5 protein-coding genes and 2 pseudogenes are annotated in these 2,031 nt (G+C 60.8%); 6 read left to right on the top strand and 1 reads right to left on the bottom strand.

Going from position 1 to position 2,031, the window contains the following annotated elements:
• The 6 genes and pseudogenes from MCB86_RS08730 to MCB86_RS22945 form a co-directional block, all read left to right on the top strand.
• Positions 1 to 184: pseudogene (locus MCB86_RS08730) on the top strand (DUF4376 domain-containing protein); the annotation flags it as partial.
• A complete protein-coding gene (locus MCB86_RS08725; RefSeq protein ID WP_239610611.1) occupies positions 153 to 509 on the top strand; it encodes a DUF1353 domain-containing protein in 357 nt (118 codons plus the stop codon). The pseudogene MCB86_RS08730 and the gene MCB86_RS08725, both read left to right, overlap by 32 nt.
• Before the next feature lie 43 nt (positions 510 to 552).
• Positions 553 to 780 carry a hypothetical protein gene (locus MCB86_RS08720; RefSeq protein ID WP_239610610.1) on the top strand — a complete coding sequence of 76 codons (228 nt, stop codon included), beginning with the start codon at positions 553 to 555 and terminating at the stop codon, positions 778 to 780.
• A gap of 67 nt (positions 781 to 847) precedes the next feature.
• Positions 848 to 1,279, top strand: a complete 432-nt coding sequence (locus tag MCB86_RS08715) for a lysozyme (protein ID WP_239610609.1) — start codon at positions 848 to 850, stop codon at positions 1,277 to 1,279.
• Positions 1,276 to 1,581, top strand: a complete 306-nt coding sequence (locus tag MCB86_RS08710) for a hypothetical protein (RefSeq protein ID WP_239610608.1) — start codon at positions 1,276 to 1,278, stop codon at positions 1,579 to 1,581. The genes MCB86_RS08715 and MCB86_RS08710 overlap by 4 nt, the downstream gene beginning before the upstream one ends.
• 28 nt (positions 1,582 to 1,609) lie before the next feature.
• Positions 1,610 to 1,735 (top strand): hypothetical protein, encoded by a 126-nt coding sequence (locus MCB86_RS22945; RefSeq protein WP_275589469.1) that lies wholly within the window; start codon positions 1,610 to 1,612, stop codon positions 1,733 to 1,735.
• Positions 1,736 to 1,749: 14 nt separating this feature from the next.
• On the opposite strand, the pseudogene MCB86_RS08705 reads toward MCB86_RS22945, so the two are convergent.
• A pseudogene (locus MCB86_RS08705) lies at positions 1,750 to 2,031 on the bottom strand (hypothetical protein); the annotation flags it as partial.

Genomic DNA, 2,031 nt, shown 5'->3' with positions numbered 1-2,031 from the left:
CGGCTTCATCGATCTGGAGGGGCAGCAGATCATCGCTATGGCTACGACCGTGCGCGCTCATGTCCAGGCTGCGTTCGACCGTGAGGCCTATCTGCTTGAGGCGCTGGCAAACGGAACGTTCACAGTCGCAATGCTCGATGAGGGGTGGCCCAATGAGCCGGTTCCCGAACACGCTGCAGGCTGAACTCCAGCCGGACCGCAAAACATGGCGCCTGTTGGCGCCTTTTTCATATCTGGATCCTGACCACGGGTTGATCGAGGTGCCGGCCGGCTTCATCACGGACTTCGCCTCGGTACCGCGCTGGCCGCTCACCTTCGCGCTGCTCGGCCAGTACGGCCACGCCGCTGCGGTGCTGCATGACTGGCTCTATGCAACCGGCAACCGCAGCAGAGAGGCAGCGGACAGGGTGTTCCTCAACGCCCTGCGGTCGAGCGGCATAGCCCGGTGGCGGGCATATTTGATGTTCGCCGGGGTCAGGTTCGGCGGCGCATTCCGCTACCGTCGTTAACAGCGATAAACTGAAACCAATTCCGGCCATATGGCGGCTAGACATGATTAAAGACTGGTTCCCCCCTGACGCAACAGCTGCAGAAAGAGAGCAGTTTGAGCGCGATTTCGATGCGGAATTTCGTCGAGACATGAGCTTTTCCGGTTCGGAAATCCCGTATCAGTCGAGAGACTTCGTGTTCGACGGAAGCCATGACGACTGCCCGGGACAAGCTGATTCCGTAGCCATGATGTTCAGGTTGTGGCGAAGAGCGCGGACGATCGGGCAATAGCCAATCCTCGCAATCGATATACATCAGGCCCGCCACTGAGCGGGCTTTTTTTCGTCTGGAGAAAACCATGCACGTATCACAGCGAGGCCTTGATCTGATCAAGGAGTTCGAAGGGCTGCGCCTGTCCGCGTATTTGTGCCCGGCTGGCATCCTGACCATCGGCTACGGAACGACCGCAGGGGTGAAGGAAGGCCAGACCATCACGAAGAAGCGCGCCGAGGAGCTGCTGCGCGAGGATGTGACTCGATTCGAGCAGCAGGTCAGCCGCATGGTCAATGTCCCGCTGACGCAGGGCCAGTTCGATGCGCTGGTGTCCTTCACTTATAACCTGGGCGCGGCGAACCTCAGCAATTCGACCCTGCTGCGCCTGCTTAATGCCGGACTGTATGCAGACGCCGCGCTGCAGTTCCCTCGATGGAACAAGGCTGGCGGCCTGGTGATGGCGGGGCTGTCTCGCCGGCGCGCTGCAGAACAGAAGCTGTTCGAGGAGGGGTTGTGATCGACAAAGCCCGCCTCATCGCTTACGCCGCCGTCGCTGCCGTGTCATTCGCCACCGGCTGGCAGGTTCACGCATGGAAGGTGGCTTATGACCTTGAGCGCGACCGTGCCGCACGGGAGGCCGCTGCCGCTCTGGTGAACGAGATATCCAATAAGACGCTCAAGCAGATTGCCGGCATTCGCGTCGAGAACAAGACCATCTACCAGCAAGGCCGCACGGAGGTGCTGCGTGAAACTATTTATCGCGACTGCATTGTTCCTGAGCCTGGCCGGGTGCTCCTCGAGTCAGCCCGCAAGAATTGACGCAGGCCTGATGCAGTTGTGTCCGCCGATGCCTCCCGTACCTGAGACGATCGACATGGGCGAATTGCTGCTGATGGATATCGAGCTGGCTGGCATGTACAAGGAGTGCGCTGCGGGGAAGGCCGGCCTGATCGAGGCCCTTAACGGGCGGTGACTATACCTGCCCCGCTAGCCCCGCCACCTAAACCGCTCCGGCGTCTCCGTCACGAATCCCTGGCCGGCGCATTGCTGGCAGTCGTCGCGCTGGCTAAACGAATCGTTGCAGGTAGGGCAGGGCATGAATATCGAAATGCTTGCCCGCCTGACCAGCGCCGTATGGCGCGCTGTGTCGCCCTGTTCTGCGGCGTCCTGGATCGCATCGAGCAGCGCTCGGTAAATGTCCGGATCATCTATCGCGGGGTGCTCCGTACCTATGATCCGCGAGGTCTCGACCAGTTCGTACTGCTCGCC

The sequence above is a fragment of the Pseudomonas sp. KSR10 genome, from assembly GCF_022355455.1.
GTDB lineage: Bacteria > Pseudomonadota > Gammaproteobacteria > Pseudomonadales > Pseudomonadaceae > Stutzerimonas > Stutzerimonas stutzeri_E.
Note: the sequence above shows the minus strand (reverse complement) of the source record. Positions and strands in the feature narration are given on the sequence as shown.